Annotated in this window: 1 protein-coding gene; it reads right to left on the bottom strand. The window is 34.3% G+C overall.

Features of this window, described 5'->3' with window-relative positions; genetic code table 11:
- Window positions 1-216: gamma-glutamyl-gamma-aminobutyrate hydrolase family protein (locus C1E99_RS00105; RefSeq protein ID WP_161951106.1), on the bottom strand; the 216-nt coding region annotated here is incomplete at its 3' end.
- Between the last annotated feature and the right edge of the window lie 52 nt (window positions 217-268).

Genomic DNA, 268 nt, shown 5'->3' on the forward strand with positions numbered 1-268 from the left:
TGAAAGAATTAATCCATCAATACTACCAATATAGCCATCAATGACTGTCTCATCTTGACTAATCGGAATAATGAGCGGAATCCCTCCGCTGCGTATAACAGAGTTTACATAATCTTCATTTACATACGCTCTATGATAACCAGGAAACATCCCTCCTGAATCAACGATAATACTCGCTGAAATCCCAATAATCGGCTTAGAACACTTTGATTCCATAGCCATCCTCCTCGTTTTATAAAATATTATATTTTTTTATAATCAAATTATA

It is taken from the genome of Streptococcus suis (assembly GCF_002964045.1).
Lineage (GTDB): Bacteria > Bacillota > Bacilli > Lactobacillales > Streptococcaceae > Streptococcus > Streptococcus suis_U.